The organism is Paraglaciecola arctica BSs20135 (assembly GCF_000314995.1).
GTDB classification, from domain to species: Bacteria; Pseudomonadota; Gammaproteobacteria; order Enterobacterales; family Alteromonadaceae; genus Paraglaciecola; species Paraglaciecola arctica.
Window position 1 is genome coordinate 98,060 of sequence record NZ_BAEO01000055.1, and the last position, 25,722, is coordinate 123,781.

The 25,722-nt window shown below is 40.2% G+C and carries 31 protein-coding genes; 10 read left to right on the forward strand and 21 right to left on the reverse strand.

Translation table 11 applies throughout. The features are described from left to right. Positions 1 to 7: 7 nt before the first annotated feature. From GARC_RS17495 to GARC_RS17560, 14 genes are all read right to left on the reverse strand, one after another. Entirely contained in the window at positions 8 to 1,309 is a 1,302-nt protein-coding gene (locus GARC_RS17495; RefSeq protein WP_007622639.1) for a lipase family protein, read from the reverse strand. A gap of 45 nt (positions 1,310 to 1,354) precedes the next feature. Further along, positions 1,355 to 2,260, reverse strand: a complete 906-nt coding sequence (locus GARC_RS17500; protein WP_007622640.1) for a hypothetical protein — start codon at positions 2,258 to 2,260, stop codon at positions 1,355 to 1,357. A 241-nt stretch (positions 2,261 to 2,501) separates the two neighbouring features. Continuing rightward, on the reverse strand, positions 2,502 to 3,362 hold the full coding sequence (locus GARC_RS17505; protein ID WP_007622641.1) for a DMT family transporter: 861 nt from the start codon (positions 3,360 to 3,362) through the stop codon (positions 2,502 to 2,504). Next, a complete protein-coding gene (gene mgtE / locus GARC_RS17510; protein WP_007622642.1) occupies positions 3,359 to 4,714 on the reverse strand; it encodes a magnesium transporter in 1,356 nt (451 codons plus the stop codon). The genes GARC_RS17505 and mgtE overlap by 4 nt, the downstream gene beginning before the upstream one ends. Before the next feature lie 70 nt (positions 4,715 to 4,784). Next, a complete protein-coding gene (locus GARC_RS17515) occupies positions 4,785 to 5,060 on the reverse strand; it encodes an HPr family phosphocarrier protein (protein WP_007622645.1) in 276 nt (91 codons plus the stop codon). Between the two features lie 18 nt (positions 5,061 to 5,078). Continuing rightward, positions 5,079 to 5,924, reverse strand: coding sequence for an RNase adapter RapZ (gene rapZ, locus GARC_RS17520; protein WP_007622647.1), 846 nt, complete (start codon positions 5,922 to 5,924; stop codon positions 5,079 to 5,081). Further along, positions 5,925 to 6,368, reverse strand: coding sequence for a PTS IIA-like nitrogen regulatory protein PtsN (ptsN, locus tag GARC_RS17525; RefSeq protein ID WP_007622648.1), 444 nt, complete (start codon positions 6,366 to 6,368; stop codon positions 5,925 to 5,927). A gap of 34 nt (positions 6,369 to 6,402) precedes the next feature. Next, complete coding sequence (gene hpf / locus GARC_RS17530) at positions 6,403 to 6,690, reverse strand: ribosome hibernation promoting factor (protein ID WP_007622650.1); 288 nt, start codon at positions 6,688 to 6,690, stop codon at positions 6,403 to 6,405. Between the two features lie 25 nt (positions 6,691 to 6,715). Continuing rightward, positions 6,716 to 8,209 (reverse strand): RNA polymerase factor sigma-54, encoded by a 1,494-nt coding sequence (locus tag GARC_RS17535; protein WP_007622653.1) that lies wholly within the window; start codon positions 8,207 to 8,209, stop codon positions 6,716 to 6,718. Positions 8,210 to 8,388: 179 nt separating this feature from the next. Beyond that, complete coding sequence (lptB, locus tag GARC_RS17540) at positions 8,389 to 9,114, reverse strand: LPS export ABC transporter ATP-binding protein (RefSeq protein WP_007622655.1); 726 nt, start codon at positions 9,112 to 9,114, stop codon at positions 8,389 to 8,391. Next, positions 9,114 to 9,662 carry a lipopolysaccharide transport periplasmic protein LptA gene (gene lptA / locus GARC_RS17545; RefSeq protein ID WP_007622657.1) on the reverse strand — a complete coding sequence of 183 codons (549 nt, stop codon included), beginning with the start codon at positions 9,660 to 9,662 and terminating at the stop codon, positions 9,114 to 9,116. The genes lptB and lptA overlap by 1 nt, the downstream gene beginning before the upstream one ends. Further along, on the reverse strand, positions 9,625 to 10,191 hold the full coding sequence (gene lptC, locus GARC_RS17550) for an LPS export ABC transporter periplasmic protein LptC (RefSeq protein ID WP_007622659.1): 567 nt from the start codon (positions 10,189 to 10,191) through the stop codon (positions 9,625 to 9,627). Before lptC ends, lptA begins: the two co-directional genes overlap by 38 nt. A gap of 34 nt (positions 10,192 to 10,225) precedes the next feature. After that, a complete protein-coding gene (locus GARC_RS17555) occupies positions 10,226 to 11,185 on the reverse strand; it encodes a KpsF/GutQ family sugar-phosphate isomerase (protein ID WP_007622662.1) in 960 nt (319 codons plus the stop codon). Between the two features lie 14 nt (positions 11,186 to 11,199). Next, positions 11,200 to 12,156, reverse strand: coding sequence for a calcium/sodium antiporter (locus GARC_RS17560; protein WP_039989964.1), 957 nt, complete (start codon positions 12,154 to 12,156; stop codon positions 11,200 to 11,202). 423 nt (positions 12,157 to 12,579) lie between these two features. Here GARC_RS17560 and GARC_RS17565 point away from each other — a divergent pair, with 423 nt between their 5' ends. Genes GARC_RS17565 through murA form a run of 7 tightly spaced genes read left to right on the forward strand, consistent with a single transcriptional unit; the run spans position 12,580 to position 17,217 of the window. Next, a complete protein-coding gene (locus GARC_RS17565; protein WP_007622666.1) occupies positions 12,580 to 13,380 on the forward strand; it encodes an ATP-binding cassette domain-containing protein in 801 nt (266 codons plus the stop codon). Beyond that, positions 13,377 to 14,156, forward strand: a complete 780-nt coding sequence (mlaE, locus tag GARC_RS17570) for a lipid asymmetry maintenance ABC transporter permease subunit MlaE (RefSeq protein WP_007622667.1) — start codon at positions 13,377 to 13,379, stop codon at positions 14,154 to 14,156. Before GARC_RS17565 ends, mlaE begins: the two co-directional genes overlap by 4 nt. Positions 14,157 to 14,167: 11 nt before the next feature. Continuing rightward, on the forward strand, positions 14,168 to 14,635 hold the full coding sequence (mlaD, locus tag GARC_RS17575; protein WP_007622668.1) for an outer membrane lipid asymmetry maintenance protein MlaD: 468 nt from the start codon (positions 14,168 to 14,170) through the stop codon (positions 14,633 to 14,635). Between the two features lie 3 nt (positions 14,636 to 14,638). After that, the gene (locus tag GARC_RS17580; protein ID WP_007622670.1) at positions 14,639 to 15,307 is read left to right on the forward strand and encodes an MlaC/ttg2D family ABC transporter substrate-binding protein; all 669 of its coding nucleotides are present in this window, start codon (positions 14,639 to 14,641) and stop codon (positions 15,305 to 15,307) included. Next, positions 15,308 to 15,622, forward strand: a complete 315-nt coding sequence (locus GARC_RS17585; protein WP_007622672.1) for an STAS domain-containing protein — start codon at positions 15,308 to 15,310, stop codon at positions 15,620 to 15,622. A 29-nt stretch (positions 15,623 to 15,651) separates the two neighbouring features. After that, complete coding sequence (locus tag GARC_RS17590; RefSeq protein ID WP_007622674.1) at positions 15,652 to 15,909, forward strand: BolA family protein; 258 nt, start codon at positions 15,652 to 15,654, stop codon at positions 15,907 to 15,909. 45 nt (positions 15,910 to 15,954) lie between these two features. Further along, positions 15,955 to 17,217, forward strand: a complete 1,263-nt coding sequence (gene murA / locus GARC_RS17595) for a UDP-N-acetylglucosamine 1-carboxyvinyltransferase (RefSeq protein ID WP_007622676.1) — start codon at positions 15,955 to 15,957, stop codon at positions 17,215 to 17,217. A 10-nt stretch (positions 17,218 to 17,227) separates the two neighbouring features. On the opposite strand, the gene GARC_RS17600 is transcribed toward murA, so the two are convergent. The 3 genes from GARC_RS17600 to GARC_RS17610 all read right to left on the reverse strand — a co-directional run bounded on the left by GARC_RS17600 (position 17,228) and on the right by GARC_RS17610 (position 20,294). Next, positions 17,228 to 18,280, reverse strand: a complete 1,053-nt coding sequence (locus GARC_RS17600; RefSeq protein ID WP_085948797.1) for a trypsin-like peptidase domain-containing protein — start codon at positions 18,278 to 18,280, stop codon at positions 17,228 to 17,230. 104 nt (positions 18,281 to 18,384) lie between these two features. Further along, positions 18,385 to 19,698, reverse strand: a complete 1,314-nt coding sequence (locus tag GARC_RS17605; protein ID WP_305071735.1) for a DegQ family serine endoprotease — start codon at positions 19,696 to 19,698, stop codon at positions 18,385 to 18,387. 158 nt (positions 19,699 to 19,856) lie between these two features. Next, positions 19,857 to 20,294 (reverse strand): ZapG family protein, encoded by a 438-nt coding sequence (locus GARC_RS17610; RefSeq protein ID WP_007622682.1) that lies wholly within the window; start codon positions 20,292 to 20,294, stop codon positions 19,857 to 19,859. Positions 20,295 to 20,471: 177 nt separating this feature from the next. Between GARC_RS17610 and zapE the strand changes: the two genes are divergently transcribed. The 3 genes from zapE (at position 20,472) to GARC_RS17625 (ending at position 22,982) form a co-directional block, all read left to right on the forward strand. After that, positions 20,472 to 21,578, forward strand: coding sequence for a cell division protein ZapE (gene zapE / locus GARC_RS17615; RefSeq protein WP_007622685.1), 1,107 nt, complete (start codon positions 20,472 to 20,474; stop codon positions 21,576 to 21,578). Positions 21,579 to 21,691: 113 nt separating this feature from the next. Continuing rightward, complete coding sequence (locus tag GARC_RS17620; RefSeq protein ID WP_007622687.1) at positions 21,692 to 22,417, forward strand: YebC/PmpR family DNA-binding transcriptional regulator; 726 nt, start codon at positions 21,692 to 21,694, stop codon at positions 22,415 to 22,417. Between the two features lie 274 nt (positions 22,418 to 22,691). Continuing rightward, positions 22,692 to 22,982: a GIY-YIG nuclease family protein gene (locus GARC_RS17625; RefSeq protein ID WP_039989967.1), complete on the forward strand. Its 291-nt coding sequence runs from the start codon at positions 22,692 to 22,694 to the stop codon at positions 22,980 to 22,982. 184 nt (positions 22,983 to 23,166) lie between these two features. On the opposite strand, the gene GARC_RS17630 is transcribed toward GARC_RS17625, so the two are convergent. The 4 genes from GARC_RS17630 to GARC_RS17645 all read right to left on the reverse strand — a co-directional run bounded on the left by GARC_RS17630 (position 23,167) and on the right by GARC_RS17645 (position 25,721). Next, complete coding sequence (locus GARC_RS17630) at positions 23,167 to 24,180, reverse strand: 5'-methylthioadenosine/S-adenosylhomocysteine nucleosidase family protein (RefSeq protein WP_039989969.1); 1,014 nt, start codon at positions 24,178 to 24,180, stop codon at positions 23,167 to 23,169. A 184-nt stretch (positions 24,181 to 24,364) separates the two neighbouring features. Further along, entirely contained in the window at positions 24,365 to 24,919 is a 555-nt protein-coding gene (gene folE / locus GARC_RS17635; RefSeq protein ID WP_007622693.1) for a GTP cyclohydrolase I FolE, read from the reverse strand. A 142-nt stretch (positions 24,920 to 25,061) separates the two neighbouring features. Beyond that, entirely contained in the window at positions 25,062 to 25,244 is a 183-nt protein-coding gene (locus tag GARC_RS17640) for a hypothetical protein (RefSeq protein WP_007622695.1), read from the reverse strand. 48 nt (positions 25,245 to 25,292) lie between these two features. Further along, complete coding sequence (locus tag GARC_RS17645) at positions 25,293 to 25,721, reverse strand: CopD family protein (protein ID WP_007622697.1); 429 nt, start codon at positions 25,719 to 25,721, stop codon at positions 25,293 to 25,295. Position 25,722 lies beyond the last annotated feature (1 nt).

Below are 25,722 nucleotides of genomic sequence, written 5' to 3' on the forward strand. Positions count from 1 at the left end.
CCAATTGTTACAAAGTAGAAGCTGCAGACAAAGCCCAAGCAGTACCTAGACCAATGCTTAATGGTGTAATATTTCGGCTAATAAAGGCTAGTGAATTTGCGGCTAAACTTCGAAGCGCGGACAACATTTTTGATAAAATCATTTTAATAATTCCAGCTGTAAAATCTGCTCCTTCTACAGCCTTAATACCAGCCCAAACCGCAGCATGTTTGAGTAGTGTGTAGATGTTTTGCCCTAGTAATTTTAACCTGTTCAGTCCTTTCATTAAAATTTCAGCCAATAAGTCAACGGCAGTTAATCCTAATATTAAAACTGAGCTGATACTTTTCAGAACATGACTGAATAGTTTGAACAATATGGAGAGTGTTTTTGCTGATGCATACGCGACCCATCCAGCATCGTTAGTATCATGCAATAACCAACGGGAAATAAGTGCGTTATCATGTTCGACTGAATTTGAGGCTAAACGTATTTGGTCCCAACTTAGTAAGCCTACAGAGTTGATATACTCACGCATATCATGATTTGCTGTGCTCAATAATTTTCCCGTTGGGGATAACATTGTCATGTTGTTAGGATCATTTGGTTTCGGCTGCACATGAATATAAGGATAAGGTGCAATCAAGGTAATAGGGTCAAGATCATGGCTTACGCGGTAAATGTTATCTACACCAATAGCCTGTTCAATGGAAGAATAGGTATTCAAACACCCAACTCTTGGACTGCCAAAGGTATAAAGTTTCACATTTTTCCGAGATGCAGCAATATCGGCTGCAATTAAGGTGGCGACCCCACCACCTAAACTATGACCTACGCAGTGCACTACATCTGCATCAGCTATAAGACTAGTATCTCTTTTGAGACTAGTTTGTATACTATCAAATGTTCGTTTAAAGCCTTTGTGTACCGAGCCAAAACTACCAAAGGGAGTCGCAGACGCACGCAAATCAGTGATAATGTCTGGTACACCACTCATCTCAGGACGGGTGCCACGGCTAGCAATAATAACGTGTTTTTTTCCTTCGGCTTGGTAGGTTAAGGTATAACCAAAGCCCGAACTTGTGCCAAACCCAGTTGTAGCTGAATGGACATTACCTAATTGTGAAGATGCCATTCCAGTTGATTGTAATGACGTATTTGCATGGCCACCAGTGCCCACAGTCCCAGAACCAATCACTCTATTTTGTATATTTGATCTAGATTCCACTCCAGCTGATGGCTCGTTATTGATCCAATCTTTTAGTGTGAAGTAGCTATTAGTCGCAATATGAGCTGCTTCTTTTGGGGTAAGGGTATTTGCTATCGGCATTTCAAACTCCGTTTGAGCTATTAATAATGAATTTATAAGGTACTGTTAATTGGTCAGTACCTTCGACAGATCTAAAGACCATATATATGATTTTGGATCTTTATGATCGCGATTATCAATTGTGTGTAAAAGTAGCTTTTTATCAATGACCTGCCAATCTTCGACATTACCGTCGTCAATACCAAGTTTGAGGATTTCGATGCCTTGAGGATGTTTATCTGAGAACAGTACTATATTGTTATAATAATTGTGATAAATCTCCGCTGATTTTCGCTTTGTCTCACTGTAATAAATTATGACTGATTCGCCGCTATTTAAGCTTTTCTGATCAAAGTATTTATCAAGATTTTGTGCATTTGTATCTGCTTCAGAGAAAAGACTGAAACTTTGGTTCGCTGTGTCATATAAATACAGCGCTATTTTTGAGCGTGGATCATAATAATTTACTGCGACTAGTAATTGCTGTTCTGGTAAACAGGCAACATCAACTACGCTGTAATGTATCCAATTTTTAGAGCGAGAGCTAAGCTCATTAGTGGACACCTTTTTTACTGGCTTCAGTGAGTTTATCGACTCGAGTTCCCATACATCAAAGCGTGCATTGGCTTGATTGTTGATAAGTGCAATAGGGGAAGCAGAGTTCCATACAAAAGCGGATTGAGAAGGTTCTATATAACCATCTTCTATAGTGAGAACTAGAGGTGCAGTTCCCTGTATTTTTGCTTTGATACAGTTTTGGTTATGCCCTTCTGGAAGATAAGTATTTGCGGGGTAGCTAGGCAATTTTGTTAATTTAGCGTCCAAGGAAGCATGCACTACAGTAGGCGCAACTTTGTCTTTAGTAAAAAAGGAAAACATATCAAAGCCCCAGGCGTTTGCAGTATAAATAGTAAGAATACTGGCACTAAAGGTCAGAAAGAATACTATCAAGTATGATGATCGCACATTCACGATAGTCCCTCCTTAAAAAACGTGATTATCAAGTTTGATATAATCAATCGTCATGTTTTAATTTTCACTCAATTAAACTAGAACGATAAACTATCAGCACTTTTCTTACAAAGTTATTTTAGATAATTTACAATTTTATCCGGTCTTTTTTATTCTCAAGAGGCTTTTCGCTGATTAAATGCTATGCATTGGTTTAGCTCTCCACATCATTGTGTCTGACGCTATGTAATACCTATGCTAATTAGCGTTTATTTTTAGCCAAAATCACTAACATTATTCCACCTAGTATCACACTGGCAGATAGAGCGAGGTGTAAATCAATAGGCTCTGCGACTAGCAGTACACCGCCTAATGCTGCCCAAATTGGCACTGACAATTGACTGACCGCTGCGATGCTAGGTTTTAGGTGGGGTAGCACTACATACCAAACCGCGTAACCTACTCCTGAGGCTAATGCTCCTGAGCCTATAGTGTAGAGCCAGCCTTGTAAACTCATCTGAAGATCAGTGGTAAAGTAGCTCCAAACTAAGGTGATTAAAACAATAGGTAATAGCCGAATAAAGTTACTTGCCGTATCTAAAAGAGGTTGGGTAGATCGTGCTCCTATCAAGCTATACATAGCCCAAGCTACCCCTGCCAAACCCATTAGTATGCAGCCTATAAAACTGGGTTTTTCGAGTTCAGGATAGATGAAATAAAGAAACCCAAGAAGTGACAAAATAATGCCTACATACTCTTGCCTTGTCATTTTGACGCCGGCTAACCAGCCTTTAAGCAACATAGTAAATTGCACACAAGCGAATAAAATGAGCGCGCCAGTTGCGGTGCCTAGTGAGACATAGGCATAGGAAAATCCTGCCGCATAAATAAATAAGTAGAATGCACCAGAATGACTACCGAATTGGGATACTTTACTGAGGTTGGTGCTATTTTTGACTGCCACAATAAGCGCCAAAGTGATTGCTGCTGATAACAACCGAATGGCAGTAAAATTTGCAGGGTCAACTTGCTCGGTACTCAGAGCTAAACGACAAAGTACAGAGTTGGCCGCAAAAGCAAAGAGAGAAGTTAGCGTAAATAGAATCGTTCGAAAGGTATTCACATTAACAGCCAAGTGGCTGAACCTAAAAAGGCAAATATACCAACCACATCAGTAATAGTGGTTAAAATCACGCTACCCGCCAACGCAGGGTCTATTTTCAATTTTTTCATTATAATGGGTAAACTTGCACCGGCGAGACCAGCTGCAACCATATTGATCATCATAGCAAAAGCAATGACTGCACCTAACATTATATCTTGTTTCCAAATTGCAATAACGGATGCAATTAGTACTGACCAAATCACACCATTTAAAAAACCAATGGCCAATTCTTTGCTAATTAACCATCTGGCGTTAGCTGAATTAACATGACCCAGAGCCATACCACGAATAACCAGGGTAAGGGTTTGATTACCTGCTACACCACCCATACTAGGGACAATAGTATTGAGAATTGCCAATACAGCCAGTTGGCTTAAGGCAGCTTCAAATAAGTCACTAACTGCAGCTGCCATTAAGGCGGTAAGTAAGTTAACACCCAACCAAATTGAACGGCGCTGGGTACTTTTGACGACTGGTGCAAAGGTATCTTCTTCATCGTCTAAACCCGCCATACTCATCATTGAGTGCTCTGCATCTTCACGAATAATATCCACCACATCATCAATGGTGATCCGCCCTAACAATTGATTTTTTTCATCCACTACTGGAGCCGACAACCAATTGTATCGTTCAAATAAACTGGCTACTTCGTTATCCATCATAGTGGCGGGAATGGCTTCAGAATCTTTAATTAAGGATTCTATTGGCGTATCAGGAGCGGCAGTTATGAGACTGGTAAGCGCCACGCCCCCCATTAACTTATCGTTGCGATCGACGACATATAAGGTATCTGTGTGTTCTGGCATACCACCTTTTAGGCGCAAATATCGCAAGATCACATCTACATTAATGCCAGGTCTAAGGGTAATGGCATCTGTATTCATGATAAAACCGGCAGTTTCATCACCGTATGACAACCCGAGCTCGGCCCGTGAACGGTCTTGTTCATCCATGGCTGCTAATAAATCTTGTGCTACTTCTTGTGGTAAGCCACGTAAAGTATCCACTAGGTTATCTGTGTCCATCTCTTCTAGAGCATCGGCGACCTTATCTGGTAGCATTTTTCTGATAATGCCATTACGTACATCATCTGAAAGTTCTTCAAGCACGTCGCTGTACAAATCAGGTGGTATAAGTTGCCATATATCCAAACGATTGCGGCTACGACTCGATTCTAAAAGCAAAGCAAGATCACCGGGTTGCAGCTGATGCAACATCTCTTTGGCGTGCTCTATTTGACCACTACCTAAAGCTTCATTGATGTCATGAAGTTGGTTGTTACTGCTTTTGGCTTCGAAGGTATTTGGCATGGTTTAGATGAACTTATTTAGTATGAATTAAATGGTTTTCTACATATTTGAATTAAAGATAATGTGGTGATTATTCCTCTTCATTAAACTTTGTGGCGATTAATTTTTCTACGGCGTCTAGCGCAGCCTGTGCATCTTTGCCTTCACTCACAACTCGTACTTCTTTACCTTGATGACTTTCGAGCATCATTAGACCTAATACACTGTTGGCTGATGCTTGTTTGTCGCCTTGGTGTAGGGTTATCTCTGCATCAAATTTATTCGTCAGTTGTACTAATTGTGTAGCAGCTCGTGCATGCAGACCCAACTTATTAACGATAACGACTGTTTTTTCGAAGCTAGGCATAAGTTTAATACTCTCTTGTTAGCGATTTAACTCGCGGTGGCGAATTTGTACGTCAGGATGAGAGTCGCTAAAGGTTTTAGCTAAGGTTTCGGCAACATAAACTGATCTGTGTTGACCGCCTGTGCAACCAATGGCTACGGTTACGTAACTGCGATTATTGCGCTCTAAATGGGGTAGCCAAGTAGAAATTAGATTTTGGATCTGCCAAATAAATTTAGTGACTATGGGTTGTGAGCCTAAAAATATCTGCACTGGAGCATCCAATCCTGTCAGGTGTTTGAGGTCGGGTTCCCAATGAGGGTTAGGTAAAAAGCGTCCATCAAATACGTAATCGGCATCTTTGGGTATGCCGTGTTTAAATCCAAAGGATTCGAATACCAAGACCAATCTAGAGCTCTTTTTGCCTAGAATACGTTCGCGGACTAATTCTGCTAGCTGGTGGACTGACAATTGATCAGTATCTAAGTATAGATCGGCACGTTCGGCAATGGGAGCCAGTAATTCACTTTCAGCTCGAATGGCATCAGACAAAGATTTATTTTGCTTGGATAAAGGATGTAGCCGTCTTGTTTCGCTAAAACGTTTAATCAATACGTCATCGCTAGCGTCTAAATAAAGTATGGTCATGTCCCAAGTCGAGGGTAGGTAATCGAGGATTTCTACTAGCTCGTTAGGATTTTTAGGTAAGTTACGTACATCTATACTAACGGCAACTTGGTCGTATTCATCCACTACAGTGTGAGTCAGTGTGGGTAAAAGGTTAACGGGGATATTGTCTACGCAATAGTAGCCAAGATCTTCTAGCGAGCGCAGCACAATCGATTTACCTGATCCAGAGCGTCCACTAATAATGATAAGTTTCATTTAGCCTAATGCCTCAAATAACTCTTGATCTGTTTTGGCATTGCGCATTCGACTCAAGGTTTCTTTGTTATTGAGTTTTGTGGCAATTGCAGACAAAGTGCCTAAATGTTCAGACGCTTTGTTTTCAGGGACCAAAATAGCAAAAAAAATGTCAACTGGTGCATTGTCTATTGCGTCATAATCGATTGGTTTTTCACTGGTAACCACAACTGCCATGACATTTTCTAGATCTTGTAGGCGACCATGAGGTAACGCAATACCATTACCGATGCCAGTACTGCCCATTTTTTCTCTGCACGTCAGACTAGACAAAATAGTCGCTTGATCAATATCCATTAAATATTGATTGGCAATTTGACTAATGAGTTCAAGTACTCGTTTTTTACTAGTTCCCTGAACTGCACATAAAGTGCAGTCAGGGTGTAAAATATCTTTAATTTCCATTATGGATTCTAATTGTGGTTAATCGTTGATGCGACTAATGTCGTTTAATTTTTTCCTTGTGCTTAATCACTTGTCGGTCAAGTTTATCGATTAAAGCATCTATTGCTGCATACATATCTGAATGTTCAGATGTAGCAAACACCTCTGTTCCGCTGAGGTGTAAAGTGGCTTCAGCTTTTTGGTTCAGCTTCTCCACGTTTAAGATCACATGCACATTATTTATGTGATCAAAATGTCGTTCCAGTTTGGTAAATTTGTTGTCGACGTAGTCTCTTAAAGAATCTGTAATATCTACATGATGACCGGTAAGGTTAATTTGCATATCGCCTATTCCTTCTTCAATAAGCCTAAAGTAGGCTTTTACGTTGGTTTGACGGTGGGATCATTAGTGATTCCCGGTATTTTGCTATTGTCCGCCGCGCTACCATAATACCTTGGTCGGCCAACAATTGTGCAATCTTGCTGTCACTTAAAGGTTTACTGGGTTTTTCTGCTGCCACTAACTTTTTAATTAATGCTCTGATAGCCGTTGATGAGCATTCTCCGCCTACATCAGTGGCTACGTGGCTAGAAAAGAAATACTTCAGCTCAAAAATACCTCTTGGTGTATGCATATATTTTTGAGTTGTGACTCGAGAAATAGTGGACTCGTGCATATCTACCATTTCAGCCACATCGTTCAAAACCATAGGTCTCATCATTTCGGGGCCGTGTTCAAAAAATCCCATTTGTTGCTGCACTATACAGTTGGACACTTTAAGAAGGGTTTCGTTGCGACTTTCGACACTTTTAATAAACCATTTGGCTTCTTGTAAATGTGAACGAATAAATTGGCTGTCTGAAGAGTTCTTAACACTTTTACTCATGGCCGCATATTGCTGATTAACATTGAGTTTAGGCAAACTATCGGGGTTAAGTTCTACTGTCCAGCGGCCATTCTTTTTAGCTACTGATACGTCTGGGATCACGTATTCAGATTCGCCCGTGACTATGGCCGTGCCAGGTCTAGGGTTAAGGGTTTGCAATAAACGCATGGCTTCCCGCAACTCTTCTTCCTTGAGACGGGTTTTACGCATAAGCGTACGATAGTCCTTACTACCAATAAGGTCGCAGTAATCAGTAATTAACATCTTAGCTTCTTCGAGCCAAGGTGTATCTGCGGCAAATTGTCTTAGTTGGATCAGTAAACATTCTTGCGCGCTGCGCGCTCCCGAGCCTATGGGATCAAACATCTGAATGCGTTTCAGTACTACTGCTACTTCGTCCAGATCAATTTCTTCGTCATCCATACTGGCTAGCACTTCTTCAATGCTAATCGTCAAATAACCTGCTTCATCGATAGAGTCGATGATTGCTATAGCTATTGCAATATCGGTGTCGCTAAAATGGGTTAAACGCATTTGCCAAAGCAAATGGTCTTGAATGTTGTCAGTGGTTTCGCCTTGGAATACTTGATCGTCATCGCCTGCTGAGCCTGCGCTGCTCATAGAGGCAGGGGCAGATGACGCGCTTAGATATTCATCCCAAGTACTGTCCAGAGGTAAGTCTTCTGGGATGTCATTGTTTTGTAGCGCATCGCCGCTCTCGACACTATCTACATTCACTTCAGCCTGTTCGTTTGCTGCATCATTGCTATCAGCACTGTGGTTAGTTTCAAGGGCCTTTTCGCCACTACCACTATCATTTTGCTCGTCTACTTCTAACAAAGGGTTTGAATCTAGGGCTTCTTGAATTTCAGCTTGTAAGTCCAAAGTAGACAACTGCAAGAGCTTAATAGCTTGTTGCAGTTGCGGTGTCATCGTAAGTTGTTGGCTAAATCTTAACTGTAATGAGGGTTTCATCTACTTCTTATGGTTAATCTGTTGTTGTTATCAGCCGAGTTAAACTCTTCATTCTAGAAATTACAGCTGTGTTGTCGAAGTCATCCTACTTCAATCATATGTAAACTCAATACTTATGAAGTTCGCCTGCTTGACAGCCCTGCTGAATTCCCATTATTTTGAATTATTCCTGAGCTTAACTATAGCCTGAATTGTTCACCTAGGTATACATCTCTTACACGTTGATCACTTAAAACTTCTTCTGCGGTGCCAGATGCTATTAACTCGCCATGGCTAACTATGTATGCCTTCTCACATACATCTAAAGTTTCACGTACGTTGTGATCGGTAATTAATACCCCTAGACCTCTATCCCGTAATTGTTGAATTATTTTTTTTATGTCGTTTACTGAAATAGGATCAACCCCAGCAAAGGGTTCATCTAGTAAAATAAACTCCGGATCCGCTGCCAAAGCTCGCGCAATTTCTACTCTTCTGCGTTCGCCACCAGACAAGCTCATACCTAAACTATTGCGAATATGGTTGATATTAAATTCGTCCAATAGTGAGTCGGCCTGTTGTTCTCGCTGTTCTTTGGATAATTCTTTTCGGGTTTGTAATATCGCCATCAGATTTTGATACACAGTTAATTTTCTGAATATCGACGCTTCTTGAGGTAAATACCCTATTCCTTGTCTAGCGCGTACGTGCATAGGTTGCAGAGTTAGTGACTGTTGATCAATATAAATGTCACCTTTATCTAGAGGCACCAAGCCTACAATCATATAAAATGTGGTGGTTTTACCGGCGCCATTTGGCCCTAATAAGCCCACTATTTGGCCTGTCGATACTTCAATACTGACATCTCGTACCACTTGCCTCGATTTGTAAGACTTTGCTAAATGTGTGGCTTTTAATATGGCCATTAAGGTTGTTTATCCTGTTGTTTCGTTTTTGGTTCTTTGGGCTTTGATACAGGCTGGAAAGTGGTAATAACGCGGCCACTCTCTTGATCACTACCTTGAGCTATGATTTGTTCAAGTTCCATATTAAATTTGATCGACTTACCTTTCACGCTACTGGAGTTTTGTTTTATTTCCGCATTTCCCTCTAATGTCAGAGAGCGAGTTTGTCGATGATACTCAATCTTATCTGCATGTGCAGTGACAATACTGCCATCTTCTTGCTGTTGTGAATATTTAGCTGGATTACCGGTGGCGATAAATATTTCATTACCCTCACCTTTGCTGGCATCAATTTCCAATTCATCAGCACTCACTTTTAATGAACCTTGCACAATCACAACATTGCCTTGATAAGACGCTCTTTTGGCTATGCCATCGGCATTTTGGTACAGGGAGGCCAGCTCAATTTTTTTAGTAAAATCATCTTTTCCAGCATAACTATCTGCCGAAAATAACAACGCCACTAAAATACTAGCGCTGTATAGACGGTTGGTAAACGGTTTTAACATGATCTAATAACTCGTATCTTTGGGTTTCTAGGCTAGCGGTAAAGCCATTACTTTTTATCACATAATTTGGTCCGACAATCTCTACCGGTTGATCAGAATACATGGTTTTGTCCGCTAAGTTCACTTCGACAAAATTGGTGCGGATAACTTGTATATAGCCTTGTTTATCTAGGCTAGTAATTTCAACGTTGGTCTCAAATTGGATACGTTGATCTTCATACAAAGTGCCTTCCTGTGCGTCGACTTTCCAAGGGTGTAACGATTGTGCATATAATAAATAGTTAGGTTGTTTAAATAATGTGAACCCAAGTAAATCAAAATTTTCCATCTTTTGGGCAAATACCTGATGATTTATCTGACCGAATTTATCATATAATGTACTGCGCATTTTAGTTGCTTGGTAATTTGGAACCCAAGCTTCTTCTGTTTGTGAGTCTACTTTAATTTCATCCTCAGAAAGCCAGCCTGGCAGACTCAAGGCTAAGGCTAAAATAAATAACATCACAATACAGAGGGTAACGCGATTCATATACTGGCGCCGTGAATAGTCTCTAACTTAGACATTAAATTATCCCTGCCTGAAGCAGTAACTGCATATTGATTGCACCTATAGGTTTGCCATTAGTGTCGGTTACAAACAGCGAACTTATTTTATGTTTTTGCATAAGCAAGAGCACTTCGGCGGCCAACATCTCAGGCTTGGCAGTAATACTATTGGGCGTCATAATTTGATAAATTTGAGTTTTGTGGATATCAATTCTATCGTCGAGCACTCTGCGCAAATCACCATCTGTAAAAATACCCAATAACTTGCCATTGTCATCTATTACACCAGCCATGCCTAAGGCTTTTTGTGAAATGACCAATAAAACTTCACGCAAAGTTTGTTGCCCTGAAACCAAAGGTAAAGATGCTTCTTTAACCATCACGTCTTCTAGTTTAAGCAACAACTTTCTACCTAGTGAACCACCAGGGTGAGATAAGGCAAAATCTTCTGAAGTGAAACCTCGTGCATCTAGCAAGGCGACGGCTAGTGCATCACCCATAACTAAGGTAGCGGTTGTACTTGATGTAGGAGCAAGGCCAAGTGAACAGGCTTCCTGCTCCACTTTAATGCACAGGTTAATGTCGGCATATTTGCCAAGGGTACTTTGGGAATTTGCTGTCATGGCAATAATAGGCACACCCATTCGTTTCACCACAGGGATTAACGCTAAGAGTTCGGCCGTTTCGCCTGAATTTGAGATGGCCAACAAAATGTCTTGCTCGGTCAGCATCCCCAAATCACCGTGATTGGCTTCGGCCGGATGCATAAAAAAGGCTGGGGTGCCCGTACTGGCAAGTGTGGCCGATATTTTATGGCCGATATGACCTGATTTACCCATTCCACAAACAATCACTTTACCTTTACAAGGTAAAATCAATTGGCAAGCTTCTACAAAAGCGTCATCAATATACTGAACTAATTGTGCGATAGCCTTTTGCTCAATTTCCAATACTCTTAAAGCCGATTGTTTAATCATAGTGTGATTCTAGGTTAACTAAATAACAAAAATTGATAAGCACAGAAGCATAATATCAGACAAAAACCTTCAGTTCGGTTAATGCGCCTACTTCTTTTGAAATTAAAGCTAAATATGATGAGTAAGCCAGTTAAACCTAACATCACATAACTGTCGCGCGAAGCAGCATTTTCATCTATTAACCCTGGTGCTATTAGACCAGGCATGGCCAGTACTGCTAACAGGTTAAAAATATTAGAACCGATAATGTTACCCAAAGCTAAATCATCTTCGTTTTTTAATACTCCCGCAATACAGGCTGCTAGCTCTGGCAAACTTGTGCCAATAGCAATAATAGTTAAACCGATTACCAATTCACTTAAACCGAAGTGTCGCGCTATCACTTCGGCAGAATCTACCATAAAGTGGGCACTCAAAGGCAGAAGTATCAAACCTACGACTAACCACATCACTGCTTTGGAGGTAGGCACGCCAGAAGGAATTTCATTTTCTGTTTCGGATTGTAATAGATCATCTTTTTCCATATGGAAAGACATCCAAGTTAACCCGCCTATTACAACAAAGAATAAAGTAATCAAAATGATCCCTTCTACTTTGAGCAATAAAAAGTCAGATAAGAAATATACCGCGAGTAAGGTAACTAGCAATAATACTGGCATTTCTTTTTTCAGGGTACTTGATGCAATAGATAGCGGTTTAAATAATGCGGTTAAACCCAAGACTAAGGCTATATTAGTTATATTTGAACCGAGTGCGTTACCCACTGCCGTATCTGTGTTGCCATTGAGGGAGGCTGTCGCAGCTACCATTATTTCTGGAGCAGATGAACCCATGGCGACTATAGTAAGACCAATAATCATAGGCGATACGCCTATATTTTTAGCTAACACTGAGGCGCCAAAAACAAATCTATCTGCGCCCCAACTTAAAACAATAAGCCAAATCAGGAAATAACAAGCTTCTAAAATCACAAAATTTCACTTCTAGTTTTTATAAAGGTTAAAAATAGTCGAATCAATTGTCGCAAAAAGCTAAGGCTTTGCATATGAAGTTTATATAAATTAGTTTCGCAACTTTTTTGCTGCTCTATAGGTCTAGAGTCAACATGTATCTATTTGTTATTTCGATATATGCATCAACAGTCACGAAAGCAAGTATGTATAATGTATCTGATTTGCTTTAAGTCGGTAAGAAAGCAGCAAGCGAGACCAAATGATCTTATCATCAATGGTTAGTGTTAAGCTGATATTCAGCAATAGCTGTATTAAATCGAATATACCTTGTTACTTTTTGCTTTTGTTCTTTTATGCAGAAAACTAATACAATAGTCATCTTTATATCGGGTTGTTTTTTATACTTAGCTCGATTAACCAAATTGGAATGTTCCTATCTTAATGGAAAATTTGATTGAAATTAACAATCTGACCTTTAGTCGTAGTGGTCGAATTATATACGATGATATTTCACTACAGATTAAAAAAGGCAAGACTACCGCCATTATGGGCCCAAGTGGTATTGGCAAAACAACTATGTTGCGCTTGATGGGGGGCCAGTTGGTGCCTGACAAAGGTGATATTAAATTTAAAGGTGAGTCTATACCCGGTATGCGTCGCAACCGTCTTTATGAAGTGCGAAGACAAATGAGCATGTTATTTCAAAGTGGTGCCTTATTTACCGATATGACAGTGTTCGACAATATTGCTTTCCCTCTTAGGGAGCACACAAAATTATCTGAATCTATTATTCATACTGTGGTCTTGCTTAAATTACAGGCAGTAGGTTTAAGAGGTGCGGCAGATTTAATGCCTGCTGAATTATCTGGTGGTATGGCGCGTCGTGTTGCATTAGCAAGAGCTATTGCACTGGATCCAGAGCTGATTATGTATGATGAACCATTTGGAGGGCAAGATCCTATCTCAATGGGGGTATTAGTAAAGTTGATCAAAGCCTTAAATGACGCTTTACAATTAACCAGTGTGGTTGTAACTCATGATGTGACTGAAGTATTAACTATTGCTGACTATATTTACATTTTGGCAGAGAAAAGGATTATTGGTAGTGGTACCCCTGAGCAAATTAAAAATAGTGATTCGCCGTTGGTACAACAGTTTTTGCAAGGTGAAGCAGATGGTCCAGTGCCTTTTCATTATCCTGCGAGTAGCATTGCTCAAGCTTTTTTAGGTAACGAATCATGAATTGGTTAATAAATTTGGGTGCTCACACCTTAGAGCGCTTAGAAATGTTTGGTCGCGCCGCTTATATGTTGTTTGGGGCTATTATTGCCAAACCTCAGCCTTTAAAGATGCTTCCCTTAACGATTAAGCAAATACATGTAGTAGGTGTGCAGTCACTACTGATTATAGTGGTATCTGGTCTATTTATTGGCATGGTAATGGCTTTGCAAAGTTATACTGTTTTAGTGGATTATGGCGCTGAAGGAAGTCTTGGGCCAATGGTCGCCTTATCCTTATTAAGGGAGTTAGGCCCAGTTGTGACAGCTTTATTGTTCGCTGGACGAGCAGGTTCGGCACTGACTGCTGAAATAGGTTTAATGAAAGCGACGGAACAGTTAAGTAGTTTGGAAATGATGGCCGTTGATCCACTGCGCAGAGTCATTGCTCCGCGTCTTTGGGCGGGTATTATATCCATGCCAATGCTAGCTCTCATTTTTAGTGCAGTTGGTATTTTGGGAGGACATATAGTCGGCGTTGATTGGTTGGGCGTAGATTCAGGCAGTTATTGGTCTATTATGCAGTCAACTGTGGATTGGAATAAAGACGTGGTGAACGGGATTATAAAGAGCATAGTGTTTGCTTTTGTGATTACTTGGATTGCCACTTTTAAAGGATACGATTCTATACCCACCTCTGAAGGGATAAGTAAGGCAACAACAGAAACAGTGGTGTTTTCTTCGTTAGCGGTACTTGGGCTAGATTTTATATTAACCGCATTAATGTTCGGAATTGAGTAGAGGAAATGGGAATGAAATCCAGGAAAGCGGAATTATTAGTAGGTGTGTTTGTCGCAATAACGATAGCAGCAGGTTTAATGTTAGCACTGAATGTCGCCAATAAAAGTATGTCGAGCAATGATGATACCTATATCTTGTACGCAAAATTTGACAATATTGGTGGCTTAAAAGTTCGTTCAGCTGTGAAGGTAGGTGGGGTAACAGTGGGTAGGGTCGATAAAATCACCCTTAACAATAGCGATTTCACACCTGTAGTGACCATGAGTATTTTGTCAGAATTCAATCAATTTCCAGAAACCAGTTCGGTATCTATACTTACCTCGGGTTTATTAGGAGAGCAATATGTTGGTTTTCAACCAGGTTTTGCTATTGAGGGTGTTGAAAGCTTGTCTCAAGGGGACTACATAGAAGACACAAAATCAGCGTTAGTATTAGAAGATCTCATTGGTCAGTTTTTATTTAGTAGCAACGACGGTTAAGCTATGTTGTCGATTGGAGAAAATAACGTGATAAACAAATGGGCACTTTTATTATTGAGTGGGATATTAATTTTTTGTTCTGGTATCGCGCAGGCACAAAACGAAAATCCCTATGTAATGTTAGAAGATGTAGCAACCAAAACTTTCAGCAGAATTAAGAAAGAGCGGCAGCTCATAGAAGTCGAACCAGAACTTTTACGCACTGTGATGGAAGAGGAATTATTGCCTTATGTTGATTACAGCTTTTCTGCGTTAAAGGTTTTGGGAAAGTACTATAAAAAAGTACCAAGAGACAAAATACCCGAATATATTAGTGTTTTTCGTTCATATTTGATCACAACTTATGCATTAGCCATGGCCTACTATGATGGCCAGGATGTTGAATTTCAGCCGGTTCGTGAAGTAACAGATGAAAAAACAGTAACGGTCAGAGCTGTGGTTAGAGAACCCGGGCGACCAGACATTAATTTGGCTTTCAAATTACGTAAAAATAATAAAACTAATGAGTGGAAAGCTTACGATATGGTGGCTGAAGGTATTAGTCTTTTATCGAGTAAGCAAAGCGAATTCCAATCTATCTTGCGAAAGGATGGTATACAAAAAGTAATTGATTTAATGAATAACACTATTAGCAAACCTATTAATATTGACCCCGAAAAAAAGGAAACTTAGGTGACTAAATTGCAAGTAACTGAGTCTCCTAAAGGATATTACAGCTTACAAGGCGAGTTGAATCGCAACACTATAGCTAAGTCAGATGCCTTGGCCATACTTAAACAAAACAATCAAAAAAACGCTAGCGATGATGTTTTTACTCTCGATATGTCTGGAGTGAGTCATTCTGATACCGCAGGGTTAGCATGGTTAATGAACTTCCTCAAAGACAACCAGCAACAGAATGTTCAGTTTAAGCTTAAGAACATCCCAAAAAGCTTGATAAAGCTTGCAAAAATAAGCGACGTAGACAGTTTTTTGTCGGTACAATAGTCGATTATTTTTACTCATCTGGACTTGTCATGGATAATCAACAAATTGAAGCGCTTTTACTTGAAACATTAGGCTTAGCCGAAGCACACGTGAATGGTGATGGTTCGCATTTTCAAGTCATAGCTGTAAGTGATCAGTTTGCAGATATGAGCCGAGTTAAGAAACAGCAGTTTGTTTATGCGCCTTTGGCTGCAAAAATTGCTGAAGGTAGTATGCACGCAGTTTCCATTAAAACCTTTACCGAAAGCCAATGGAAGCGGGAGAAGATGTTTAATCTTCCTCAATAATATCCGCAAAAACATCATCCTAGTAACATCGAATAGAGTGCAGTCATGGACAAATTAATTATCAAGGCGTGCCCGGCACTGAACGGAACCGTCGCTATTTCAGGCGCCAAAAATGCTGCATTACCTATTTTGATGTCAAGCATCTTGGCAGACTCCACTTGTTATTTTGATAATGTGCCCGAGCTTAGAGATATTCACACTAGTTTATCTTTGTTAAGTGAATTAGGTGCCAAAGCGTATCGCCAAGATGGTCAATCTGTAGTGATTGATCCTAGTACAATTCATAATTTTAACGCATCCTACGATTTGGTTAAAACCATGCGGGCATCCATTTTAGTGTTAGGCCCACTATTGGCTAAGTTCGGCCAAGCCAATGTGTCTTTACCTGGAGGTTGTGCTATAGGCGCACGTCCGGTCAATTTGCATTTGCAAGGGCTCGAACAAATGGGAGCCAAAATTGATGTGGACAGTGGTTATATAAGGGCATCTGTAGACGGAAAGTTACAAGGTGCACATATATTTATGGATGTGGTTAGCGTCGGCGCTACAGAAAACCTAATGATGGCGGCTTGTTTAGCCCAAGGTGAAACCATTTTAGAAAACTCGGCCAAGGAGCCGGAGATTGTTGATCTAGCCAATTGTTTAAATGCAATGGGTGCTAAGGTGACAAATGCTGGAACCGATAAAATTGTGATCCAGGGAGTAGAGTCTTTATCTGGATGCCGTTATCGCGTATTGCCAGATAGAATCGAGACAGGTACGTTTTTAATTGCAGCAGCTGTTACAGGTGGAAAAATTCGCTGCGAACAAGCAGCACCAAAAACTCTCGAGGCAGTGCTGGATAAATTGTCTAAAGCTGGAGCTAAACTCACAGTAGGTGATGACTGGATTGAGTTGGATATGACCAATAGACAACTTAAAAGTGTTGATATTAAAACCGCCCCCCATCCTGGATTTCCAACTGACATGCAAGCACAATTTGTAGCCCTTAATTGTTTAGCTACAGGAACAGGCGTGGTGACGGAAAACATCTTTGAGAACCGTTTTATGCATGTACCTGAACTGCAGCGAATGGGTGCAAATATATCGCTGCAAGCCAATAGTGCTGTGTGTGATGGCAAGTCAACTTTAAAGGGCGCTCAAGTGATGGCGACTGATCTGAGAGCTTCGGCAAGTTTAGTGATTGCCGGGCTTGTGGCAGAAGGGCAGACTACTGTTGATCGCATCTACCACTTAGATCGTGGTTATGAACATATTGAAAGAAAGTTAAATGGCTTAGGTGCCAATATCAAACGAGTAGCTGATTAAAAGCACTGAGCTATAATTCATCTACTATCATTTTTAATTTGAGTCTTTGTTCATCTCTACGGATTTCCAACTGTATTTCTTTTCCTGGTTGAGTGTTAGAAATATATTCTAAGGTTTTACGTATGTTATTGGCTGGAATATCGTCTACAGATAATATGACATCGCCTACCTGCAACCCACCTATGTCCGCAGGACGACCTTGATCAATTGAGGTAACCGTAATCCCGACACTTGATGGTCCATCTTGAGCCCCTCCAAAGCCTAATGCTCCACGGGTGACCTTTCCGGTAGCAATTATTTCAGTCATAACCTTTTTAGCTAAAGTGTAAGGTACCGCAAAAGATACGCCATCAACGGACTCTACGCGGCTGCGGCTGACGCGAGTTTTAAAATTAGCATTGTTAATACCAATCAAGAAACCTTCACTATCTACCAATGCCCCACCAGAATTCCCCTCGTTAAGCACTGCGTCTGTTTGAATATAATCGAAGTAGTGATTTAAGCCGTTGTTACTAATTCGACTGACAATACCTTGGGTAACTGTTTGTCCTAAATTGTAAGGATTACCTAAGGCTAATACAACGTCACCGACTAATGCATTAGGATTGTCAAGTTGCGGGATTGGGTGCAGGTTTTCAGCGGAGACGCTAAGTACTGCTAAATCAGTTATAGGGTCATAACCTAAGATTTGTGCTTCTTCGAATCGCCCGTCTTGAAGTCCCACTACAATAAGTTTAGCGTTAGCAATAACGTGATAACAGGTGAGAATGTAGCCGCTTGAAGTCATAACTACGCCAGAGCCTAAGCTTGAACGTTCAACCGGGTGCCTGCGGTTGTATCCCGAGCTGTCGATACCAATGCTATATATATTTACAACCGCCGGGCCAGCATCATTGACGGCTGAATTGAAGCTTCGTTTCTTTGGGGAAGTGTCATTGTTGGTAAATAATGTCAAGGGTAGACCACTACCTTGCCGTAAATCAGGTACTAACAATAAGATGATCGATGAAATGATCACGCCAATGATGATGGATTTTAGTAAAAAAGATAAGGTTTTTAGCACGAGTAATATTAAGAATTTTTCACGTCAGATAATATTAATAATAACATTGAAATCAGTGAGTTGATAGCGATACTATGGCCTAGTACCGCTATCAATAGAGAGTTTTATTGGCGTATCACCAAATATAAAGAAGAGATACCGCGTTTTACATTAAGCGCTATGACGCCTTTTGCATCTTCTAGTTCAGTGCGTAACTGCATAACATTATCCACCTTTTTGCGGTTAATACCTATTATTACATCACCATCTTGTAAGCCAATGCGAGCCGCAGGGGAGCGGGATTCAAGCTCTGAAATGACTATGCCATTATCGCCTTGTTTAGTTTTACCGTTGGTCAAGGTAGCGCCTTCTAAAGCAGGGTGTATCTCTTTAGCTATCACCACATTTTGTGTAGCGTCGCCTAGAGTAACGTTTATTTTTTCACGCTTGCCTTTGCGTAATACCGTTAATTCAAGTTCAGCACCTGCCCCTCTACTGGCAACTTTTGCTCTTAATTCTTGGAAACTGGTAACTGGTCTTCCATTTATTTCTGTAATAATGTCACCAGCCTGAATTCCGCCTTTATCAGCCGCTGAGTCTGGCGACACTTCACTTACAAATGCACCTTGGTTGACATCGAGGTTCATGGCCTCTGCTAAACCAGAGTCGATATCTGCTCCTACGATACCAAGTAAACCACGACGGACTTCACCGAACTCTATGATTTGATCGACCAAATTTTTCATCATATTGCTGGGTATAGCAAAACCAATGCCGACGTTTCCACCATTAGGTCCAAAAATAGCGGTGTTAATTCCGACTAACTCCCCGCGCAGACTGACCAAGGCTCCACCTGAGTTTCCGCGGTTAATTGCAGCATCAGTTTGGATAAAGTTTTCGTATCCACCTATGTTTAAGCCAGAGCGTCCAAGTGCGCTGACAATCCCTGAGGTTACTGTTTGATTCAGCCCAAAAGGGTTACCAATAGCAACAACAAAATCGCCGACTCGCAACTCATCTGAATTAGCGAGAGGCATAGCAGCCAATGCATCAGGTTCAATTTTTAATAATGCGATGTCGCTTTGCTCATCTGCACCCAATTTTTTAGCTTTGAATTCACGACCATCTGTTAGTTTGACGATAATCTCATCAGCATTATCTACCACGTGATTATTGGTCACTACATAGCCTTTTTGGGCATCGATAATGACGCCCGAACCTAACCCTTTAAAAGGCCTTTCTTGCACTTGTTCATCTGTTCCTCCAAAAAAGTGCTTAAACATTTCTGGTACACGTTGCCGAGATACTTGAGTACCTTCCACAGAAATACTGACAATGGCTGGCGTAGCTTTGTCTAACATCGGCGCGAGACTAGGCACTTCACCTTTGTCTGTTGAAAAGAATGGTAATGCAGCGTTAGACACTAAATTTACCGACATGCTTGCTGTCACTATGCAACAAGCCACAAAAAAACGATTTACTACTTTTTTATTCATCGATTATTATCTCCAACATCTAAAATTAATAACAATACACAGACACTCTAGAACACTGACTGGGTAGAACACAAAGAGTATCTAGTACGCGAGAAAGTTCATTATTTGGTTTCTTTGGCTGGTGTTTCTTCTTGTCCTGAAAATAACCCTGAACTTTTTGAAGAAAAATCTAATGGCTGTATATCTGCACTAGAATCCTTACGTGTAGGCTTCGGACTTTTATTACGTAGGTAAGCTGTAGTGTGCTCTCCAAAATAGTTCAATGAACTCCCTTCAGGCCCTGCTTGTTGGCTGATGAGCAACTGTTCATAATTTTCAACCTGCTGTTGTAATCTAGCTGATTGATCAACTAGTTTTTCTGCAATTTGTTTGGTTTCTTGAATATGCATAGCAGCTTGCTGGTGCATTAATTCTTGAATAGTTTGCCCACCTTGGGCCTTATCTGATTCACTTTGTTTTTCTTGATTGAAATATTTTGCAACAAAAAAGCCAATAATACCGCCAACAAGCAACAACAATAACCCTATTAACCAATCCATAACCACTCCTATTAATCTATTTATTTCTGCTCATCTGGTTCGCTACTAATTTATAACGTAATGACAATGAGCAAGCTCGCAATATGCGTTATTATACGCCCAGCATTTTCAATGCGGTCATTTTATTTGTATTCAAGTGTTAAAAATACCCATATGTGAAAGGAAAAATACCAAAGAATGATTGAGTATACGCCATGGCAAAAATATCAAAGAGATCTACAAAATCCTGAGTTTAAATATGATGCGGCTCAGGAAAATGCTGTAAAAGAATTGCAGCGGTTGTATGACGAATTAACTCATCCAGAGAAAAAACTGACTTGGCGAATAAAGTTACAAGGTAAGTTTGGAAAGGGGATGTCTAAACCTAGTATTCAAGGGTTATATTTTTGGGGGGGAGTAGGGCGTGGTAAAACTTACTTAGTTGACACTTTTTATGAATGTTTACCTTTTGAAAGAAAGATGCGTATTCACTTTCACCGTTTTATGCATAGGGTGCATCAAGAACTCAAAACCCTAGAAGGTCAACCAGATCCACTAAAAACCATAGCTAAAACCTTCGCAAATGAGACTAGGGTGATTTGTTTTGACGAATTTTTTGTCTCTGATATTACCGATGCCATGATTTTAGGCACTTTGATGGAAGAGCTTTTTGGTCATGGTATAGTTTTAGTTGCCACGTCAAACATAGTACCAGACGAGCTTTATCGTAATGGTCTACAACGAGCAAGGTTTCTGCCTGCTATAGAGTTAATTAATCAAAATACTCGCATAGTGAATGTAGACAGTGGAGTAGATTATCGTTTACGAACCCTAGAGCAGGCTGAAATTTTTCATTATCCATTAGATAATCAAGCCTTCCACAATTTACATAAATATTTTATACAACTAGCGCCTGAGCTTGGAACTGAAAATCAACAAATTGAAGTGGAAGGCCGCATGATCCCAACCTTGCATCATTCTGATGGGGTGGTGATGTTTGATTTTCGTGATATTTGTGATGGACCCAGAAGTCAGACGGACTATATGGAGATAAGTCGTCTCTATCACACTGTGTTGATTGCTAATGTAGAGCAAATGGGACAAGCAATAGATGATATTGCGCGACGTTTTATTGCCATGGTAGATGAGTTTTATGAACGTCATGTTAAGTTGATCATGTCTGCAGAAGTATCTATGGAAACCCTTTATTTAGATGGTCAGCTTTCTTTTGAATTTAGGCGTTGCCTAAGTAGACTGAAAGAAATGCAGTCTCATGATTACCTTGCATCACAACATGTTCCTTAATAAATGTATGTTGTATTGAATGGTTTTTGTTATCTGCCTTAAATATCGGTAAAATCCGCCGTATTAAATCTAATCGAGCCGTTTGTTCGATATTATTAGAAGAGAATAATTAAATGGGAAGAAAGTTCGAAGTACGTAAAATCTCCATGGCTAAAACTGCTGGAGCCAAAACCAAAGTGTATTCTAAATATGGCAAAGAGATTTATGTTGTTGCCAAAAATGGTGGTACAGATCCTCAGGCAAACTTGGCTCTGCGCAGACTGATCGAAAAAGCTAAAAAAGATCAAGTACCGAGTCATGTCATTGATAAAGCTATTGATAAAGCAGCAGGCGGTGCAGGTGAAGATTATGTACCTGCTCGTTATGAAGGATTTGGCCCAGGTGGCTGTATGGTGATAGTTGACTGTCTAACAGACAACAACAATCGCACTATTACTGATGTACGTAATTGTTTTACAAAAACCGGTGCTAAGTTGGGTGTTGAAGGTACTGTCGGCCATATGTTTGATCACCAAGCGGTATTTGCTTTTAAAGGTGATGATGAAGACGCTGTTCTAGAAACGTTAATGGAAGCTGACGTTGATGTCACAGAAGTAGAATGTGAAGAAGGAGTGGTAACGGTTTATGCTCCTCACACCGAATTTAACAATACCCGTACTGCTTTAGTCGATGACAGCCCAGATATTGATTTTGAAGCAGAAGAAATTACTTTTATCCCACAAACAGAGTCAGTTGTTAGCGGTGATGATGTAGCGACCTTTGACAAATTTATGGATATGTTAGAAGACTGCGACGATGTGCAACACGTTTATCACAATGCGGTGGTTGAACGCGAATAATGGTTCAGTAAATAAAATGTTTAATGCCCTCATTGCCGGAGGGCATTTTTGTTTGTGCTTTATGTCAGCATAGAGCTGATCAACGGTCATACGTCTAGGTTATGGTGTATGACAAGTATACTGAGAAAGCAGATGGTGACATCCTCCCGTCTATTATCCGTCATTCCCGCGAAGGCGGGAACCTCCAAACCAACTGGCTAATCTAAAAGAATCGTCCTTTTCAACATGACAATTTCTGCATATATTTATTAAACGATTGAAAAGGAATTCAACAATGAAACGGCCCTGCTTATACATTCTCACTAATGATAACAACAGTACGCTATACATCGGGGTAACAAGTAATTTAGTGCAGCGCATTTATCAACATAAAAACAAACAAGTGAAGGGCTTTAGCTCAAAATACAATTTGAATAAACTAGTCTATTTTGAGCAACTTGAAGATATGGATAGCGCAATACTTCGAGAGAAAAGGCTCAAGAAATGGAACAGAGAATGGAAAAATCGGCTCATCAATGAGTTAAATCCTAGCTGGAAAGACTTATATTTTGACTTGGTTGGGTGAGAATAGATTGAGTCTACTGGGGCTATTAGTAGGTTCCCGCCTTCGCGGGAATGACGTGTAATATCTTGAAAATCATCACCGTCAGCTTACTACTATTTGTGATCGTTAAGTGATTTGTTCACCATCGGCAGGTAATGGCACATACGAGACAAGAGCCTAATATTTCAAAGTTAAAGATTTACTTTTATTGTTCCAAAGCGACAATCTGGTCGAGCAAACCAATCATTAATTTTGTACCTGTACCAGAAGCAATGCCATCAAATACATTCTCAACATTTTTGCCGTGTTGTGCGCCGGCTAAATCACTAATTGAACGAATGATTATCCAGTCTACGTCATTAACAAAACATACTTGTCCAACAGCCGCAGATTCCATTTCTGTTACTTGAGCACTGTATACCCGTTGTAACCATTTACGATACTCAGCGTTATCTAAAAATACCGAACCTGTAACTCCGTTACCGCCCACTTTGATGTTAATGGGTTTGCCGGAAGGCATATTGATTGGGCTCACAGCCTTAACGGCTTTTTTTGCCAGCTCAATTAGTTCAGGAGTGGCGCTAAAATAGGGCATTTGTTGAGGTTTATCCCAACCCTGTTTAACAACTGTCATTTCTTCAGGGTGAATATAACCAAAGTTCTCATAAGCCGGTGAATGGGGATCTTGTTTGCGTCTTTCTTGGTATTGCTTTTGTGCACTTTCATAAAAATCAGGTAAAACAAAACTACCCGCTTTTTTTGGATCAGGGTTTACATAAATTGATTCATCATGAAAATACCAACGTTCTGGTACAGCAATGTCTCCTGGTTGGAAGTTAGGATTGACGGCACCAGCAATACCCATCATCACTACTCGGTCTATAGGGAAATAATCCAGCGCCATCTGCATCGTCATAGCGGCATTAGGCACACTTATGCCCGTAGTAAATATTACAACTGGCTCACCTTTGTATGTCCCTAATTGGTATTTAACTCCCTTTATGGTCAGCGTTTGATTGATCTGAGCATCAGGGAGTTGCGCGAATGCTTGGTCAATAGCTTTAATTTCTGGAGCATAGGCGGCAACAATCGCAGTCCATTTATTTTTGTCTGTAAATTCTTTTGGCCCATAAGCGCTAATATCTTGTGCATAAGAATTATGGGCGCTTAGCATGATGCTAAAAATTAAGAAATAATGGACCCGGAATTTTTTAAACATAATAACTTTCTCGTTAATGAAACATGCCTATGCGCTCTAAAAGTGCAAAGCAAGAGTAAATATTTGGGTAAGTCATGAGTATTTAATCTTGACTGAACCAGCTTAGAGAGCTTTATGTCTCAGGATGTAAAGTATGGGAAATCCATGCCAATATTTGTTGACATGGCATTAATCTACTAGAAATTTATTTGCCAATTAAGCGCAAGAATTCATTACGGGTGGCATCAGATGTGCGCATAGAACCCAACATCACTGAGGTGATCATAGAAGAGTTTTGCTTTTGCACACCGCGCATCATCATACACATATGTTTACCTTCCATAATCACGCCTACACCAGTAGCACCAGTAACTAACTGCACTGCATCGGCAATTTGTTTTGTTAAGCCTTCTTGGATCTGTAAACGTCTAGAGTACATATCTACAATGCGAGCAAACTTCGATAATCCTAATACTTTGCCATTAGGCAGGTAGGCAATATGACAACGCCCGATAAAAGGTAAAATATGATGTTCACACAATGAGTAGAACTCGATGTCTTGGATAATGACCATTTCATCTGTGTCGGCTTCGAAAATAGCGCCATTTACTACACCATCTAAGTCTTTTTCATAACCATCGGTTAAAAATTGCATTGCTTTGGCGGCGCGCTTGGGCGTATCTACCAATCCCCCACGACTGACGTCTTCCCCTAATATTGAAAGAATACCTGAGTAGTGGTCGGCTAATTTATCTGACATGTAATTTGGCTCTTCGATAAGTGTATGAATTAAATATGTGGATACAGGGTAAACCCATAATTAGATTACCGAATGATAACATTGTCTGAGGATAGGATTAAATACCACAGTCATATTTAAATCTTTTGAACTGCTCGGAGGTTTAAGATCTTTTGCCCTTTTGTTGCATTGATAAGCGGATCTTTACCATATATTCATCAAGGGCAGATTTGGCTTCTTCATAGGCTTGAGCGTAATCTTCTGATGCGGGATGTTGTTTATATAGTTCAAATGCTGAGTCAGTCTGATCGGCTAAAGACTTGAGGCGTTTTTGGTTGACATCCATATCGATTCTCCTTGAGTTTTAGATAGAGTATATTGCTTCAACAACATTTTAAAGAAACTTTACAATCGCTAGAATAATAATTGCCAAAACAATTAAAACAGGCGTTTCATTTAAAAAACGGTAGAAACGTGGTGAATGAGTGTTTTCATCTTTGGCAAATTTTCGCACTAGTACAAATAAGTAGAAATGATAGGCATATACAGCCATAACTAAGGTGAGTTTAAGATGCAACCATTTGGCCGCTACAAACCATTCTTTGCCATACAAACTTATCAACCAGACACCAAAAATCAAGGTTAATATGGCAAAAGGTGTAACAAAGAACCATAACCGCCTCTCCATTATTTTGAACTGATCTTTAACGGCCTGAACATCAGTCTGAGCATGGTAAACCATCAATCTAGGCAAATAAAACAAGCCTGACATCCATGCAATCATAAAAAATACATGTAGCGCTTTTATCCAAAGTAGGGTCATT